This is a genomic window from uncultured Planococcus sp. (assembly GCF_947501725.1).
Taxonomy (GTDB): Bacteria; Bacillota; Bacilli; order Bacillales_A; family Planococcaceae; genus Planococcus; species Planococcus donghaensis_C.
In genome coordinates, this window is sequence record NZ_CANMXD010000002.1 from 30,608 (window position 1) to 47,539 (window position 16,932).

Below are 16,932 nucleotides of genomic sequence, written 5' to 3' on the forward strand. Positions count from 1 at the left end.
GGCGGAAGGAGAGATTGAATATGAATGGATTGGCCGGAAAGAAAATAGGTGTGGCAGCCGTACGTGCCGCAAAAGAAATCAGCCTGCTCATTGAAAAGCAGTCCGGCACTCCTGTCATTCTCCCGATTCAGGGAAGGCAGAGGCTAAACGAAGACATCAGCGCACAGAACATCACGGATTTTTTAGCCGAATCTTTTGACTGGGCCATCTTCACGACCGGCATCGGAGCAAGAACATTAACGGATTCAGCAGAAAGCATCGGCCTTCAATCACGTTATATCGATAAACTGAAAGAAACAAAATTGGCCGTTCGCGGCAGCAAAACGATGAAGTGGATCAAAGAATATGGTTTAGAGCCGATCCATGTTTCAGCAGATGGAACAATGGACAATCTATTAGCAGCGTTAGATGAAGAGTATAAAGGCAAAAGCCCACAGCGGATCTTCTTGCAGGCCTATGACCAGGACGACGATAAGCTGAAAAGCATATTGGAGGAAAATGGCCATACCGTCTACTTATCCCGCCCTTATTCCTACGAAAAACCAGACGCTCTCGTAGTGGAGCAGTTGAAGCAATCCATCATCGAACAGTCCTTGGACGCCATTGTCTTTACCAGTAAAACGCAGGTCCGGAATATATTCACTGATCCAGATCAAAGCAAGCAGCTGATCGAGGCTTTCAATGACCAGGTGCTGGCAGTAGCCGTCGGCAAAGTCACCGCCAAGGAGCTCGAAAGCAATGGCATCAAACAAGTGCTGCAGCCCGAACATCAAAAGATGGGGGCGATGATCGTAGCGATTGACCATCATTACCGCGAGCAGCCTGTGTGAAGATAGACACCATAGATTGATGATTGTTTGCTTCATATCTTAATTAAGTAAACAGCAATTTATCTTATATTTGTTTCTAACTGCACAACTCTTAGAAGAAAGAGCGGAGGGTGGTGACTCCTGGGGGAGCAGCGAAGCTCCGAAATCCACTCGGGCAGCAGCCCGAGTTAGTTCGGCGCAAGCCCCCCGGAAAGCATACACCCGTAGTGATTTCTTCAACCCAACGCTTCTTATTGTGAATTAATTACAAAAAATAAACTAATTTCGAGGTGAAACAATTTGCAATTGCAGACAATGAACAGTCCATTCGATCAGGAACAGGTAGAGCTTATCAATCGCTTATTGCCGATGCTGACCGACAATCAGAAAATTTGGCTGAACGGCTATCTGGCCGGGTCCCAGTCAGCTGCTACAGTGGCCGTACAGGAACAACCGGGATTGGAATGGTACGCCCAGCAAGGCGGCGCACCTGTCGCTACCCGTGAAATCACTATTTTAGTCGGATCCCACACAGGCAACTGCGAATCGGTCGCCAAAGAGGTTTCGAAAAAATTGCAGGACAAAGATTACCAGGTGAAGCTCACGCCGATGGATGAGTTTAAACCGAAGGACCTGAAGAAAGTCGAAGATTTGCTGGTCATCACCAGTACGCATGGAGACGGCCACCCGCCCGATAATGCCCTTGCCCTCTATGATTTCCTATATAGCAAGCGGGCGCCTAAGCTTGAAGATGTCCGTTTCTCGGTACTGGCTCTTGGTGACAGCTCTTATGAGTTTTTCTGCCAGACAGGCAAAGATTTCGATAAGCGCCTGGAGGAATTGGGTGCCAACCGGATCCACGCACGCGTGGATGCCGATCTGGACTTTGAAGAACCGGCAGAAGAATGGTTTGACGGTGTTTTCAGTGTCCTGAATAAAGACAGAGAAACAGATCGTCCGGGCGCTCCAGCAGCTGCTTCAGGTACGCAGCAAACTGCACCGGCTGAACAGCCGGCTTATTCCCGCAGCAATCCGTTCAACGCGGAAGTTTTGGAGAATATCAACTTGAATGGCCGTGGTTCGAATAAGGAAACGCGCCACCTGGAACTGGATCTGGAAGGCTCGGGCCTGCAATATGAGCCGGGCGACAGTTTGGGGATCGTTCCTGAAAACGAAGATCAACTGGTTGACCAATTGATCGCTGCAGCAGGATGGAATCCGGAAGACACGGTCTCCATCAATAAGCAGGGCGATACAAGCTCCCTGCGCGACGCTTTGATCACTACTTTTGAAATCACCAGCCTATCGAAGCCTTTGCTTGAAAAAGCTGCAGCTTTTGCAGAAGGCAATGCCTTGGCCGATCTATTGGAGCCCGAAAACAAAGAACAGCTGCAGGCTTATATCTATGGAAGAGACCTGATCGACTTAACGAAAGATTTCGGTCCGTGGCAAACGCCTGCTGCTGAATTCATTAAAATACTGCGCAAAATACCGGTTCGCCTGTATTCGATTGCCAGCAGTTCCAAAGCAAATCTGGATGAAGTGCATCTGACTGTAGGTGCTTTGCGCTATGAAGCGAATGGGCGGAAACGGACAGGCGTCTGCTCGACACAATGCGCAGAACGCTCAGAAGCCGGCGCAAGCTTGCCGGTGTTCATCCAAAGCAATAACAATTTCCGTTTGCCTGAAAATCCGGAAACGCCGATCATCATGATCGGTGCCGGAACAGGAGTCGCCCCTTACCGTGCCTTTATGGAAGAACGCGAAGAAACGGATGCTCAGGGAGACGCATGGCTGTTCTTCGGTGAACAGCATTTCGTCACCGATTTCCTTTACCAGACCGAATGGCAAAGATGGCTGAAGGATGGCGTTCTGACGAAAATGGATGTTGCCTTTTCCCGTGATACGGCTGAAAAGATTTATGTGCAGCACCGTTTGATGGAAAAAAGCCAGGAAGTGTATCAATGGCTGGAAGCCGGCGCGAATGTCTATATCTGCGGCGATGAAAAATACATGGCCAAAGATGTCCATGCTACGCTAGCGGCCATTTTGGAGCAGGAAGGCAATATGAGTGCGGAACAAGCGGAAGAATATCTGACTTCGATGCGCAGCGACAAACGTTATTTGCGCGATGTTTATTAAGCAGAACCGCTCAACATTGAAAGGGGCTTATCATGAAAATTAAAGAGTTGACTGACATAGAAGGCACTCCAAGTGAAATGGAGGTCATTAAAGATAGAACCAATTATTTACGGGGCAATATTGAACAAAGCTTTGCGGAGCGCCTGACGGCTTCGATTCCGGATGAAGACACCAAGCTGTTGAAATTCCATGGCAGCTATATGCAGGATGACCGGGATATCCGCAACGAACGTGCCCAGCAGAAGCTTGAGCCTGCCTACCAATTCATGATCCGTGTCCGGCTGCCGGCAGGTGTGGCAACGCCGCATCAATGGCTGACGATGGACAATCTGGCCAACACGCACGGCAACGGCACGTTGAAGCTGACGACGCGCCAAACCTTCCAAATGCATGGCATCCTGAAATGGAATATGAAGAGCACGATCCAGGAAATGAACAATGCCTTGATGGACACAATCGCCGCGTGCGGCGACGTCAACCGGAATGTCATGTCGACATCCAATCCATATCAGTCGGATGTGCACGGAGAAGTTTATGACATTTCCCGTGAATTAAGTGAACACCTGCTGCCGAAAACAAGAGCTTATCATGAAATTTGGCTGGACGAAGAAAAAGTTGTCGACAGCAATGAAGCAGAAGAAGTGGAGCCGATGTACGGGCGCTATTATTTGCCTAGGAAATTCAAGATCGGTTTTGCGATTCCACCTGCCAATGATGTCGATATCTATTCGCAGGATCTCGGATTTATCGCCATCTTGAAAGACGGCAAGCTGCAGGGCTTCAACGTGACAGTCGGAGGCGGAATGGGTATGACGCATGGTGATACCGCCACGTATCCGCAATTGGCGCGTGTCATTGGCTTCTGCCCGCCGGACAAAGTCAATGAAGTCGGTGAAAAAATTCTTACGATTCAGCGTGACTACGGCAACCGGACGGACCGGAAAAATGCCCGTTTCAAATACACTGTCGACAGACTGGGCCTTGATTGGATCAGAAATGAACTGAACACGCGCTTAGGCTGGGAGATTGAACAAGAGCGACCGTTCCAATTCGACCGAAACGGCGACCGGTATGGCTGGATTGAAAGCGATGGGAAATGGCATTTGACGTTATTCATCGAGAACGGCCGCGTCAAAGATTTTGATGGCTACCCATTGATGACAGGACTTCGCGAAATTGCCCATGTCCACACGGGGGAATTCCGCCTGACTGCCAACCAGAACTTGATCATCAGCAATGTTACGGCAACAAATAAAGAGAAAATCGATGCCTTGGTTGAGAAATACGGCTTGACCGACGGCAAAGAAAATTCAGCGCTGCGCCAGAACTCGATGGCGTGTGTGGCTTTGCCGACTTGTGGTTTGGCAATGGCTGAAGCCGAGCGGTACTTGCCGGTGCTGATCAGCAAGATCGAAGATACGCTGGACGAAGCTGGTCTGCGTGATGAAGAAATCATCATCCGCATGTCGGGCTGCCCGAATAGCTGCTCACGCCCTGCACTTGGGGAAATCGGTTTTATCGGCAAAGCGCCCGGCAAATACAATATGTATTTGGGTGCGGGCTTTGCAGGCGACCGCCTGAACAAGATGTACCGCGAGAATATCGGAGAAGAAGAAATTTTAGCGACACTCAAGCCGATTTTCTTCCAATTCGCCAAAGAGCGCGAGGAAAACGAACATTTTGGTGATTTCGTCATCCGTGCCGGTTATGTGGCGCCGGTCACATCAGGCCTCAATTTCCATAGCTGAAATCAAATAAGATCCATTCAATAGCCCGGGGGTGATTTCCGGGCTATTGTTGTCAGGAAAATCAAAGGGAGAGGAGTGCTCAATTTGAAATACAGTTATGTTTCCCATCTTTACTGCCCGAAATGCGAGGCTACATACGATACAGAACAGCAGCATCAATTATGTACATGCGGTTCACCGTTACTGGTGGATTACCATTGGGATGAATTGAAAGCCGCTTTGAATCCGGAAGAGTTATTGAAAAGGCAACCTACCTTATGGAGATATCATGAAATGCTGCCAGTCGAAGACGAAGCGAATGTAGTATCGCAAGGCGAAGGCATGACGCCTTTGATCGCGATGCCGACCCTTGGCAAGGATATGGACGTAGAAAACCTCTATATGAAAGACGAAGGGCTGATTCCAACCGGCACATTCAAAGCCAGGGGAGCGGCAGTGGGGATTTCGAAAGCTAAAGAAGTCGGCGTCAAGGAGTTCGCGATGCCGACAAACGGCAACGCGGGTGCTGCCTGGGCGCTTTACGGCGCGAAAGCTGGCATCCGATCGACCATCGTCATGCCGCAGGATGCACCGAAAATCACCCGCAATGAAGTGGCATTGTCGGGTGCTAATCTCTATCTGGTTAACGGCTTGATCAGCGATGCCGGGAAAATCGTCGGGCAGGCTGTAAAGGATTTTGGCCTATACGATGCCTCGACTTTAAAAGAGCCTTACCGGATTGAAGGCAAAAAAACGATGGGATTGGAAATCGCTGAGCAGATGGACTGGGAAATGCCGGACGTCATCCTTTATCCGACAGGGGGTGGTGTCGGCTTGATCGGCATCTATAAAGCACTCAATGAACTTAAGAAACTAGGATGGACCAAAGGTGATTTGCCGCGCCTTGTAGCCGTTCAAGCAACAGGTTGTGCGCCGATTGTGAAAGCCTGGGAAGAAAAGAAGAACGAGTCCGAATTCTGGACAAATTCCAGCACGCAGGCTTTTGGAATCAACGTGCCAAAAGCGCTGGGCGATTTTCTGGTATTGGATGCCATCTATAAGACCGCAGGCTGTGCCATTGCAGTAGATGATCAAGCCATGCTTGCCGAACAGGCAAAAATTGCTCGCCTGGAAGGGTCTTTCATTTGTCCGGAAGGTGCAGCGGTCTTTGTGGCAATCCGTGAGTTGCGTAAACAGGGCTGGATCAAAGACGGTGAAACGGTCGTCGCGTTGAATACCGGAGCAGGCATCAAATACCCAGATACGGTGAACATCGATGTGCCGACTTTGGAAATAGGAGAATCGATTACAAAAGAGGCGATAGCTAAAAGCTGAGGTCTAGTCGGTATAGCATACAATAGAGCGAAAATCATAATTTCCAAGCCTTTCATCAGAACATTCAACTGATGAAAGGCTTTTTTTGTAGGAGGCGATTTAAGTAGGGGGATGCCGTTTTCTTTAACAGCTATCATATTTTCTTTTACTATTCTATGATTAGGAGAAAAGAAGGAATGTTTTATTTCGCGGAAGGAGAATGATGATGGGCAAGGGGAAATGGACGGCTTTAATGTGGATTGCCATAGCAGAACTTTTCGCATTGAGTCTATGGTTCAGTGCGAGCGTCACTGGGGCGGAGTTGAGGGAGCTTTGGAATCTCACCGTACTGACAGAGGCGTGGTTATCGGCATCTGTTCCGGCCGGCTTTATCATCGGTACATTGATCAGTGTTTCCTTCGGTATAGCAGATCGCTTTAATGCCCGGAGAGTGTTTGCGCTTTCCGCATTGGCGGGTGCACTGATCAATGGCCTGTTGATCGTTGCAGACAGTGCCATGATCGGAATTGCCTTGAGGATCATGACCGGAGTGACCCTTGCTGGGGTTTATCCGACAGCAGTCAAATTACTTTCTCAATGGTTCCCCTCAAAAAGAGGGTTGGCGCTTGGGATTTTGATTGCGGCGCTGACTTTGGGCTCATCCTTGCCCCATTTCATCAGTCTCCTTTTTTCCTCTGTGGACTGGAAGTTGGTTATCATTATCAGCTCCTTGTTGGCATTGGCTGCAGCAGGCATTATGAACTGGGTGGTGAAAGGCGCACCAACTTCATCACAAAAGACAATTTTTTCTTTTAAACTAATAAAACAAGTGCTGCACAATAAACCGGTTATGCTGGCGAATTACGGGTATTTCGGCCATATGTGGGAATTGTATGCGATGTGGACATGGCTCCCTGTATTTCTTGCGGCCAGTTTCGCCAGCAGCTCTTCCCAGATCAGTCCGGAAATTATTTCTTTAGCCTCGTTTGTGTCCATTGGAATTGCCGGAGCAGTCGGCTGTGTTTTGGGAGGGATGGCCGCAGACAGCTTAGGAAGGTCGCGGCTGACCATTCTTTCTCTGCTGGTCAGTGGCGGCTGTTCCATCATTATCGGCTTTACGTTCGGGCAGTCCTTCTGGTTGACGCTTCTCGTGGCAGTCATTTGGGGAATGTTTGTGATTTCCGATTCAGCCCAGTTTTCAGCAGCGGTGACGGAATTTGCGGAGGCTCCTTACCTGGGGACAGCTTTGACGTTTCAGATGTGCATCGGATTTTTGGTCACAATTTTTTCGATCAACTTGATTCCTGTTGTGCAAAGCTTGATCGGGTGGGAATGGGTGTTTATTTTGCTGAGTATCGGTCCTGCATTAGGCATAGTCTCCATGGTGAAATTCAGCCTATACGAAACAGCGGGAAGAAGCGAAAAGTAGGTTTTTGTGGATAAAAAGAACTATCATTTTTCGATAATTATGATTATGATAGAAATAATATAATTGCTGGATGCAAAGGGGATAGCGGAATGAATTGGTTGCCGAAGAGAAAAAATAAGGTAGCAGCTTTCTGGGAATGGTTTGCAGACAATAAAGAAGCATTCTTTGAATTGGACGATTCTGGCCGAGGGAAACTTTTCAGCCAATTGGAAAAGAAGTTGCAGAAGGTTAACCGGCATCTGGCATTTGAACTCAGTGAGATTCTGGTGGATGGGAAGCGGGAATTCATCATCAGTGCGGATGGCATGGTGGAGGCTTTTGACGATGTCATCGAGTTGGTCGGCCAGGCACCTGAGCTCGATTCTTTTGCCATCATCGCCTTTCGGCAAAAGCAGGACGAAGAGGTTTCCATTGAATATGGCGATATTGAATTGGCATGGGATGATATCTTCTGCACATTTGAAAAAGAAAGCAATAGCGATGAAGTCAACTTGATCCTGTACATAAAAGGCTTTACCGAAGAAAATGAAGATGAATTCATCTCCGCTTCTTTTATTCTGCTGGATACCATCATCGGAGAATACAATGCAGGAATGCGCATCGGGGAAATCGAATTCGTCAGCTATAATGGCCAGCCTGATTTGCTGCCAGTAAAGGAATTGCAGAGCCTTTTTTGATTTGAATGAACTTCATGAATTCCGAAGTTCGGCTGCTGCATTCGAATTGAAAACCAGTCAGGAAGAATTCTTCCTGACTGGTTTTTTGCTTTAACATGACTGAAATTTCTTTGTCCATAATTTATCATCATTGCGCTTTATTTATTAAGATAAAAGGTATAGTGAGTAAAGGGGTGGTCGTAATGGAGGGAAAAGGAACACAGAAAATAGAATCCGGCTTTGCGGCTCGGAACATACTTACAGCGGAAATGACTGGATCACTTCCATCGCCTGTCCAGAATTGGCTTAAAGCAATTGGGGCGGTCGGCCATGAAAAAATCGATTCCGTGAAGCTCAAACAATCGGGAATGATGAAATTGAAACCCGAACAGAAAACGTGGACCGCTTCCGAAGCGGAACAAATCAGCTTCACGGATCCGCCTGCTTTTCATTGGTCAGTGAAGATGAAAATGAGGAAAGGCCTGACGGTGACGGGTAAAGACAGCTTTCAGGAAGGCAAGGCGGATATGCGCATCAAACTTGCCGGCATTCTGCCGATTTCCAGATCAGACGACAATGAAAAGACGAATGAGTCGGCTCTGCAGCGCTACTTGATGGAGCTGGCCTGGTATCCGTCGGCGGCGCTCAGTCTGTTCATTTCCTGGCAGGAAGTGGATGCATATTCCGCAACGGCGACCATGAATTATGGCGTTCTGACCGGTTCCGCGACTTACTTCTTTGATGAGCATTACGAGCTGCTGAAAGTGGAGGCCTGGCGCTATAAAGAAAGTGGAGAAGATGCGCGTCCGCTGCTATGCACAGGGAGCATCAACGAGCACAAACAGGTGGATGGATTGAAGGTGCCGGTGGACATGGAGATCAGCTGGGAGTTGGAAGAAGGAACGTTCGCCTGGTATAAATTTCAGGCGCATGATTTTCAGTTCAATACTTGAAACCGTGAGTGAGGAATCCGAAATGAAAATGCAAACATATTCTAGATCAATGCGAAGAACACGGAAATTCCCCTTCTTTATACAGATCCTAGCCCGGAATTTCGAAGCCTTTTTTTAGGAGAAAATGGTACAGGGAGCTGTTTTTTTCGTTTTATTTAGGGATTGTGAAAAAAATCACAGAAATTTCATTGTTTTTTGACAGATCGCCTTGACCTGCCCATCAGATACAGGTACCATATTTAGAATACTTAAAACAGAATAGTGAATTCTTATCAAGAGAAGTTGAGGGACTGGCCCTATGAAACTTCAGCAACCAGCCGAAAGGTCAGGTGCTAAATCCAGCAGGCAAGTCATTGTCTGGCAGATGAAAAGGAACGAGTTTGATATCGTAAAGCCTTCTTTTTCATGAAGGCTTTTTTTGTATATATGGGAGGTTGAAGAGGATGGGTTTATTAGACGAGTTGAAGACCAGGATTTTGACGGCAGATGGGGCCATGGGAACCTTGCTGTATTCGTACGGCATCGAGTATTGCAACGAGGAACTGAATTTGCAGCGGCCGGAAGTGATTGAGAAGATCCACCTGGATTACATTAAAGCCGGAGCGGATATCATCCAGACCAATACGTACGGAGCGAACGCAGCCAAGCTTGCGCGCTACGGTCTGGAAGAACAGGTCGCGGATATCAATAGAGCCGCAATCGACATCGCCAAACGTGCGGCAGCGCCCGGTGGCCAATTTGTATTCGGGACTATCGGAGGCATCCGTGGAATCCGCAAAAGCGATGCCACATTGCAGGAAATCATTGCGATGGTCGATCAACAGGCCAGCCATTTGCTTGCCGGAAATCCTGATGGCCTATTGCTGGAAACTTATTACGATTTCGAAGAACTCGCGGAAACGGTCAAGCACCTGAAAGGAATCACTGATACACCACTGATTGCCCAAGTTTCCATGCACGACCCGGGGATTCTGCAAAACGGTATGTCTTTGAATGACGCGCTGCATCAACTGGAGGCGCTTGGAGCCGATATTGTCGGCGTCAACTGCCGTCTTGGGCCGCACCATACCATTCAGGCTTTTGATGAAGTCACCTTGCCTGAAAAAGCGTTTCTGTCTGCTTATCCGAATGCCAGCCTGCTGGATGTGGAAGATGGACGGATCGTCTATGAATCGGAAGCGGATTATTTCGGACGGGCTGCTTTGTTATTGAGGGAAGAAGGTGTCCGATTGATCGGCGGCTGCTGCGGCACGACGCCGAAGCATATTGAAGCGGTGAAAAAACACCTAGGCCAATTGCCTCCGATCGTCCATAAGGAAGTCACCGAAAGGAAACCGATTGTCATCCGTGAAGCGGAAGCGTTGGAAGTTAAGCCGCTCCATGAAAAAGCCAAAACGGAACGGACCATCATCGTGGAGTTGGATACACCGCGCCATTTGGATACCACCAAATTCCTGGAGGGCTCTGCCGCTTTGAATGATGCTGGAGTGGACGCCATAACGATGGCGGACAATTCACTGGCATCGCCGCGCATCAGCAATATGGCGATGGGATCGATCCTCAAGCATAAGCAGGATATTCGGGCGCTTGCCCATATCACCTGCCGCGACCGAAACCTGATCGGACTGCAATCGCATTTGATGGGGCTCGATGCGCTCGGAATCCATGATATACTCGCCGTGACGGGCGATCCGACCAAAGTCGGTGATTTCCCGGGAGCGACCAGCGTCTATGACGTGTCGAGCATGGAATTGATCCAGCTGATCAAAAAGCTCAATGAAGGCATTTCATTTTCCGGCAAGCCGTTGCGGAAAAAAGCCAACTTCTCGGTAGCGGCGGCATTCAATCCGAATGTCCGTGTACTGGACCGGGCAGTGGCAAGACTTGATAAGAAAATTGAAAGCGGTGCGGATTATTTCATTTCGCAGCCGGTATATACAAAAGAGAAAATCGTTGAGATCCACGAAGCGACCAAACATCTGGATACGCCGATTTTTATCGGGGTAATGCCGTTGACCAGCATCCGCAGTGCGGAATTCCTGCACAATGAAGTGCCGGGCATCAAACTGTCGGAAGATGCCCTGGAGCGCATGCGCGCATGCGGGGAAGACAAAGAACGTGCTACTGCGGAAGGCATCCAGATTGCGAAGGAATTGATCGATACGGCGGCGGAGCTATTCCATGGCATCTACCTGATTACGCCGTTTGTCCGTTACGACATGACCGTAGAATTGATTCGTTATATCAGACAACTAGATCAACAGAAAGAGAGCGATGCCAGCCATGCCCAAACATCTTATTGAACAACAACTGGAAAAGAGAATATTGATCATCGACGGAGCTATGGGAACGATGATCCAAAACGCCGATCTTTCCGCTGAAGATTTTGGTGGAGATGAATTCGACGGCTGCAACGAATATTTGAATATTGTCCGTCCGGAGGTTATTGAAGACATTCATACAGCTTATCTGGAAGCGGGAGCTGATATTCTTTGCACCAATACGTTCGGTGGAACGCCGATCGTGTTGGATGAGTATGGAATCGGGAACCAGGCAGCAGAAATCAACCGGCTCGGGGTGGAAATCGCCAAAAAAGCGGCTGCTGCTTTTTCAACGCCGGAATGGCCGCGTTTTGTGGCGGGTGCTATCGGGCCGACGACGAAAACATTGTCGGTTACTGGCGGTGCCACATTCGATGAAATGCTGGAAAACTTTTATGTGCAAGCCAAGGCATTGATTGAAGGCGGAGCGGACTTGATCCTTTTAGAGACGAGCCAGGACATGTTGAATGTCAAAGCAGCGACGATCGGCATCAAACAAGCCTTTGAAGAAACCGGAATCGAATTGCCGATCATGGTGTCCGGAACCATCGAACCGATGGGTACTACGCTTGCGGGCCAAAGCATCGAGGCGTTTTATATCTCGATCGAACACGTTAAACCGTTATCGGTCGGCTTGAATTGTGCCACCGGACCTGAATTCATGACGGACCATATCCGTTCGCTGTCTGAGCTGTCGGACGGCTACGTCAGTTGTTACCCGAACGCGGGTCTGCCGGACGAAGACGGGCATTACCACGAAACGCCGGAATCCCTTGCGAAAAAACTGCGGGGCTTTGCCGATAAAGGATGGTTGAATGTAGTGGGCGGCTGTTGCGGAACAACACCTGCACATATCAAGGCAGTCCGTGAAGCCATGGAAGGCCTGGCGCCAAGAAAACCGGATCCTGTCGATCATGGCCATGTCGTGTCAGGCATTGAAGCCCTGCAATACGATGAAACCATGCGTCCCCTTTTCATCGGAGAGCGGACCAATGTCATCGGTTCCCGTAAATTCAAACGGCTGATCATTGATGGCCAATTTGAAGAGGCATCTGAAATTGCCCGTGCACAAGTAAAGAATGGTGCGCATGTCATCGACATCTGTCTGGCAAACCCGGACCGTGACGAAGTGGAAGACATGACCAATTTCATGAAAGAAGTCGTCAAAAAAGTCAAAGTGCCGCTCGTCATCGACTCCACTGATGAAGAAGTCATCGAAGTGGCGCTGAAATATTCGCAAGGGAAAGCCATCATCAACTCGATCAACCTCGAAGACGGGGAAGAGCGTTTTGATGCGGTGATGCCGCTCGTGAAAAAATACGGCGCAGCAGTTGTCGTCGGAACAATCGATGAGCCAGGCATGGCGGTTACGCGTGAGCGGAAACTGGAAATTGCCCAACGTTCGTATGATCTACTGGTCAATAAATGGGGGCTGGCACCGGAAGATATCATTTTCGATCCGCTGGTATTCCCGGTCGGTACAGGAGATCAGCAGTATATCGGATCGGCTGTGGAAACCATCGAAGGAATCCGCCTGATCAAAGAAAAAATGCCGCGCGCTTTGACCATCCTGGGCGTCAGCAACGTGTCATTCGGCTTGCCGCCGGTGGGCCGTGAAGTGTTGAATGCGGTCTATCTATACCATTGCACACAGGCAGGCTTGGATTATGCGATCGTCAACACGGAAAAACTGGAGCGTTATGCATCGATTCCAAAACAGGAAATCGATATGGCCAATGAATTGCTGTTTACGACGACAGATAAAACCTTGGCTGATTTTACGGCTTTCTATCGCGACAAGAAAAAAGAGAAGACTGAAGACGACATCCCGAAAACGGTGCCTGACCGTTTGGCTTATTACATTATAGAAGGAACTAAAGAAGGCCTGATTCCGGATCTGGAAAAGGCGCTGGAAATGTACGATGAACCGCTGGATGTCATCAATGGACCTTTAATGAAAGGGATGGCCGAAGTTGGCCGGTTGTTCAACGACAACCAATTGATTGTCGCCGAAGTGCTGCAAAGTGCCGGCGTCATGAAAGCGGCGGTTTCATTCCTTGAACAATTCATGGAGAAGAAAGAAGACGACTCCGGAAAAGGTAAAATCGTACTGGCTACGGTGAAAGGCGATGTCCATGACATCGGCAAAAACCTGGTTGAGATCATCTTGAGCAATAACGGCTTTAAAGTAATCGATGTCGGCATAAAAGTGTCGCCGGCGACATTGATCGAAGTCATCCGGAAAGAAAAGCCGGATATGATCGGCCTATCAGGTTTGCTGGTCAAGTCAGCGAAGCAAATGGTCATCACCGCGCAGGATTTCAAGGAAGCGGGCATTGATGTGCCGATTTTGGTTGGCGGCGCGGCGTTATCACGACGCTTTACGGAAACCAAGATTTCAGCGGAATACGACGGACCGGTCATCTACGCGAAAGACGCCATGCAAGGGCTGGACCTGGCCAACCGCCTGCAAAGCGGGGCTGGCAAAGCCGAGCTCTTGCTGGAACTGGATGCCCAGCAGGAAAAACGCCAGGCTTCCGAAGCGGTGCGCGCAGCCAAACCGGCTGTCGCAGTTGCCGAGAAGCCGGTCAAGACGGTCCGTGAAGATGTACCTGTCTTTGTACCGAACGACTTGCGGCGCCATGTGCTGAAGGATTATTCGGTGGCGCATCTGTATCCATACGTCAATATGCGCACCTTGATCGGCCATCACCTTGGGCTGAAAGGCTATAGTGATAAAACCTTGGCGCAGGGCGATCCGCGTGCTGTGCAACTGCATGAAATGGCAACTGATTTCCTGGGTTCCGGGTTGTTGAAGCCATCCGGCCTTTATCAGTTTTTCCCAGCTCAAAGCGACGGCGATGATGTCATCATCTACGATCCGAAAGACGCTAAAACGGAAATCGAACGTTTCACGTTCCCACGCCAATCGGCTCCGCCATTCCTGTGCCTGTCTGATTACCTAAAGTCGGTGGACAGCGGCGAAATGGATTATGTAGCCTTTATGCAGGTGACAGCAGGATTCGGAGTACGGGACGAAGCGACGCGTTTGAAAGAGCAGGGCAAATTCCTGGAAAGCCATGCCCTCCAAGCGACAGCACTGGAATTGGCTGAAGGCTTTGCCGAACGCATCCATCAGGAAATCCGCGACCAATGGGGTTTCCCGGACGCAACGGACTTCTCGATGCGTGATCGTTTTGCAGCAAAATACCAAGGACAGCGTTTCTCCTTCGGCTATCCGGCTTGTCCGAACCTAGAGGACCAGGCAAAACTATTCAATCTCATCAAGCCTGAAGACATCGGCGTCCATCTGACAGAAGAATACATGATGGATCCGGAAGCATCGGTATCGGCAATGGTTTTCGCCCATCCGGATGCACGGTATTTTATTGTGGATTAATGAGGAAAAGCGGAAACGGCCGTTTAGCTCTGCTGGGCATAAGACAGACCAGCAGAGTGGCGCTCTTTGCCACGGCGCTGGGTTGGCTTATGACCCGAGGAGCTGGCCGTTGGAGTCTGGACAATAGGAAAAGCGGAGGCTGCCGCTTAGCCGCGACAATAAGAAAACAAAAAAATAAGCAAAAGCGGAAAATCGTTGATTTTCCGCTTTTGCTTATTGTGAAGAAACTTCTCCCAAGCATTGATTTCGAGAAGCTCGCCGCTCGCTTTTGGATTCATGTCCATTTGCATTCTTTTTCATGAGAGTTTAGGCTGAACGACCATAAATCCATTTGAACGACCACAAATCTCTCTGAACGACCATAAATTCATTTGAACGCCCATAAATAAAAAATCCGGGTATCTGCAGCATAAAAAAGCCCTCTGCCGACCCGGCAAAGAGCTCTTTTATGCAATTTTATCCAAAGCACCTCGAAAAACCGGTGCGTCACTAGCTGCTCAACAACAAAAACAGCGGGAAATCAATGATTTCCCGCTGTTACTTTTAATGGTGTGAAAAAAGAAGAGGCAGTCAGCAAACCGCTGACTGCCTTTTCGGCAAGATAGTTCAATTCACTTTATCCAGCAAAAAGCCATAACCTTCTGCTTCCATTTCCGCTTCCGGGATAAACAGCAGGGCTGCACTGTTCATGCAATAACGCAGTCCGCCTTTATCCTCGGGACCGTCGTTGAAGACATGTCCGAGGTGGCTGTCGCCGGCACGGCTGCGGATTTCAGTCCGTTTCATGAACAGCATGCCGTCATCGTGCTCGGTCACGACAGCCGGGTCGATCGGCTTGGTGAAGCTTGGCCATCCTGTTTCGGAATCATATTTATCCGCAGAAGAGAAAAGCGGTTCTCCGGTTGTGATGTCCACGTAGATGCCGGGCTCATAAAAACCGTCGTATTCATTGGAGAAAGCGGGTTCGGTCGCATCTTCCTGCGTCACTTCATATTGAAGGTCCGTCAACTTCGCTTTCAGTTCTTCGTCGCTTGGTTTCGGGTAAAGTGCCGGGTCGATCAGTTGGGCGCCTTCCTCTATATCTTGGCCTTCCAGAGTGTCAAACTCGACATGGCAATAGCCGTCCGGATTTTTTTCGAGGTAATCCTGGTGATATTCTTCTGCCAGGTAATAATGCTCAAGCACTTCGACTTCAGTGACGATCGGATCGTCGTAGCGCTCTTTTTCGGAGGCAACAACTTTGTCGATGATAGCCCGGTCGGCTTCATTTTCATAATAGATGCCGGTGCGGTATTGTTCGCCGCGGTCATTGCCTTGTTGGTTCAGGAGCGTTGGGTCGATGATCATGAAGTAATGGCCGAGCAGCTTCTCCAGATCTACGCGTTCCGGATCGTAGCGGACATGGACGGTTTCGGCGTGTCCGGTATTTTCACGGATGACTTCTTCATAGGTTGGATTTTCGGTATTGCCGTTGGCGTAGCCCGATGTTACATCATAGACACCGAAAACCCGTGCCATATAGGCTTCGACTCCCCAAAAGCAGCCGCCCGCCAACCAGATATCCTCCAGCTGGTCTGTATCGAACTCGAGATCGGTGTTCGGGTTATCCGGAAACTTGGAAGTGCTTGTATCCGCTGCCTGTCCGGTTGCGGCACTGCCGGAATTATACCCGTTCCCGGATGAACAGCCCGTAAGCACCAGCAGCAATAAAATCACAAAGCTTAAAAACGAGATTTTTTTCATAAGGAAGCTCCTGCCTTTCGTAATTGAGTAGGTTCACAATGCTGATGGATCTGATCTCTCGGCGGCAAGGGCAGCTTAAGTTTTGCGTGAAATTGGTGTATAGGTTTGCAGAAAAACATTCGGTGGAAGCGTTGTCTTTCCATTTATATCTACAGTTTAATCGAATGGCTGAAAAAGAGGAACTGAAGTGGTTTGGAATAAAGGGCTATTTCAAATCAACTGTCACAAAATGGATTTATGGTTCGCCAAAACGAGTCATGAGTATATTTGTTCTTCGCCAAACTGACGGTGAACTTGTAAAAGGACAAACTCTCTTCGGGAATAAAGGGAGCATATCCATATACAAGGTAAACTTTACAAGTATTTTTCATTTCTCATGTCATCTCGCATTTCGCTGTTCAATTCAGCTCTTCTTTAGTACAATTCTAATGTAAGAAT

The 16,932-nt window shown here is 48.9% G+C and carries 10 protein-coding genes and 1 riboswitch; of the genes, 9 read left to right on the forward strand and 1 reads right to left on the reverse strand.

Features of this window, described 5'->3' with window-relative positions; translation table 11 throughout:
* The first annotated feature begins 20 nt into the window (after positions 1–20).
* The 9 genes from Q0785_RS02550 to metH all read left to right on the forward strand — a co-directional run bounded on the left by Q0785_RS02550 (position 21) and on the right by metH (position 14,751).
* A complete protein-coding gene (locus tag Q0785_RS02550) occupies positions 21–830 on the forward strand; it encodes a uroporphyrinogen-III synthase (RefSeq protein ID WP_298824952.1) in 810 nt (269 codons plus the stop codon).
* 279 nt (positions 831–1,109) lie between these two features.
* Positions 1,110–2,951 carry an assimilatory sulfite reductase (NADPH) flavoprotein subunit gene (locus Q0785_RS02555; RefSeq protein WP_298824955.1) on the forward strand — a complete coding sequence of 614 codons (1,842 nt, stop codon included), beginning with the start codon at positions 1,110–1,112 and terminating at the stop codon, positions 2,949–2,951.
* Positions 2,952–2,983: 32 nt separating this feature from the next.
* Positions 2,984–4,699, forward strand: coding sequence for an assimilatory sulfite reductase (NADPH) hemoprotein subunit (cysI, locus tag Q0785_RS02560; RefSeq protein WP_298824958.1), 1,716 nt, complete (start codon positions 2,984–2,986; stop codon positions 4,697–4,699).
* An 84-nt stretch (positions 4,700–4,783) separates the two neighbouring features.
* The gene (locus tag Q0785_RS02565; RefSeq protein ID WP_298824961.1) at positions 4,784–6,013 is read left to right on the forward strand and encodes a threonine synthase; all 1,230 of its coding nucleotides are present in this window, start codon (positions 4,784–4,786) and stop codon (positions 6,011–6,013) included.
* Positions 6,014–6,218: 205 nt separating this feature from the next.
* Positions 6,219–7,421: an MFS transporter gene (locus Q0785_RS02570; RefSeq protein ID WP_298824964.1), complete on the forward strand. Its 1,203-nt coding sequence runs from the start codon at positions 6,219–6,221 to the stop codon at positions 7,419–7,421.
* An 89-nt stretch (positions 7,422–7,510) separates the two neighbouring features.
* Positions 7,511–8,098, forward strand: coding sequence for a hypothetical protein (locus tag Q0785_RS02575; RefSeq protein ID WP_298824968.1), 588 nt, complete (start codon positions 7,511–7,513; stop codon positions 8,096–8,098).
* A 182-nt stretch (positions 8,099–8,280) separates the two neighbouring features.
* On the forward strand, positions 8,281–9,030 hold the full coding sequence (locus tag Q0785_RS02580; protein ID WP_298824971.1) for a DUF6544 family protein: 750 nt from the start codon (positions 8,281–8,283) through the stop codon (positions 9,028–9,030).
* Between the two features lie 266 nt (positions 9,031–9,296).
* Positions 9,297–9,401, forward strand: a riboswitch (SAM riboswitch).
* 72 nt (positions 9,402–9,473) lie between these two features.
* A complete protein-coding gene (locus Q0785_RS02585) occupies positions 9,474–11,333 on the forward strand; it encodes a bifunctional homocysteine S-methyltransferase/methylenetetrahydrofolate reductase (protein WP_298824974.1) in 1,860 nt (619 codons plus the stop codon).
* Positions 11,314–14,751 (forward strand): methionine synthase, encoded by a 3,438-nt coding sequence (gene metH / locus Q0785_RS02590; RefSeq protein ID WP_298824977.1) that lies wholly within the window; start codon positions 11,314–11,316, stop codon positions 14,749–14,751. Before Q0785_RS02585 ends, metH begins: the two co-directional genes overlap by 20 nt.
* Before the next feature lie 606 nt (positions 14,752–15,357).
* Here the strand turns inward: metH and msrB are convergent.
* The gene (msrB, locus tag Q0785_RS02595) at positions 15,358–16,494 is read right to left on the reverse strand and encodes a peptide-methionine (R)-S-oxide reductase MsrB (protein WP_298824980.1); all 1,137 of its coding nucleotides are present in this window, start codon (positions 16,492–16,494) and stop codon (positions 15,358–15,360) included.
* Between the last annotated feature and the right edge of the window lie 438 nt (positions 16,495–16,932).

Excerpts from the sequence above, each read along its gene's own strand:
- cysI (WP_298824958.1), top strand. The coding sequence starts at position 2,984 with ATGAAAATTAAAGAGTTGACTGACATAGAAGGCACTCCAAGTGAAATG.
- Q0785_RS02585 (WP_298824974.1), top strand. The coding sequence starts at position 9,474 with ATGGGTTTATTAGACGAGTTGAAGACCAGGATTTTGACGGCAGATGGG.
- metH (WP_298824977.1), top strand. The coding sequence starts at position 11,314 with ATGCCCAAACATCTTATTGAACAACAACTGGAAAAGAGAATATTGATC.
- Q0785_RS02575 (WP_298824968.1), top strand. The coding sequence starts at position 7,511 with ATGAATTGGTTGCCGAAGAGAAAAAATAAGGTAGCAGCTTTCTGGGAA.
- Q0785_RS02580 (WP_298824971.1), top strand. The coding sequence starts at position 8,281 with ATGGAGGGAAAAGGAACACAGAAAATAGAATCCGGCTTTGCGGCTCGG.
- Q0785_RS02570 (WP_298824964.1), top strand. The coding sequence starts at position 6,219 with ATGGGCAAGGGGAAATGGACGGCTTTAATGTGGATTGCCATAGCAGAA.
- Q0785_RS02550 (WP_298824952.1), top strand. The coding sequence starts at position 21 with ATGAATGGATTGGCCGGAAAGAAAATAGGTGTGGCAGCCGTACGTGCC.
- msrB (WP_298824980.1), bottom strand. The coding sequence starts at position 16,494 with ATGAAAAAAATCTCGTTTTTAAGCTTTGTGATTTTATTGCTGCTGGTG.